Here is a 644-nt window from a genome sequence, read left to right as displayed (position 1 = left end):
ATTATCTTACCGGCTACACCAGCAAGGTAGCCGGTACGGAACGGGGAATCACGGAACCCCAGGCCACCTTCTCTACGGCCTTCGGGGCGCCTTTCCTGCCGCTGCCTCCCCTGACCTATGCCAAGCTGCTGGGAGAACGGATCGCCAAGCATGAAACCAACGTGTACCTGGTGAACACCGGTTGGAGCGGCGGCCCCTACGGGGTTGGCAAACGGATGAAGCTGGCCTACACCCGGGCCATGATCCACGCGGCTCTGGACGGGGAACTGGGCAAGGAAGGCTGGACCACCATGCCCATGTTCGGGGTTTCCATCCCCAAATCCTGCCCCAACGTGCCCAGCAATGTGCTGAATCCCCGGAGTACCTGGGAAGACAAGGGAGCTTACGACGAAACCGCCCGGAAACTGGCCCGTCTCTTCCAGGAAAACTTCAAGAAATTCCAGGGAGAAGTAACCGAAGACATTGCATCCGCCGGACCGGTGGTGAAATAAGCGGGAAGGGGGAGCTTTCCCCTATTGACCATTGACAAAAAAGAGGGACGCAGGTGCGTCCCTCTTTTTTTTATGCTATAATTATAAATTGCAATGAACTGGAAGGACGGTGAGTGTATGGCGGAAACTGTCTATTGTGCGGATACGGCGGGC

The 644-nt window shown here is 56.8% G+C and carries 1 protein-coding gene; it reads left to right on the top strand.

Translation table 11 applies throughout. The features are described 5' to 3' along the window. On the top strand, positions 1-491 hold a 491-nt coding region (locus QVO43_RS04175), incomplete at its 5' end, for a phosphoenolpyruvate carboxykinase (ATP) (protein WP_288174502.1). Between the last annotated feature and the right edge of the window lie 153 nt (positions 492-644).

Source organism: Acidaminococcus sp. CAG:542 (assembly GCF_000437815.1).
Lineage (GTDB): Bacteria > Bacillota > Negativicutes > Acidaminococcales > Acidaminococcaceae > Acidaminococcus.
Note: the sequence above shows the minus strand (reverse complement) of the source record. Positions and strands in the feature narration are given on the sequence as shown.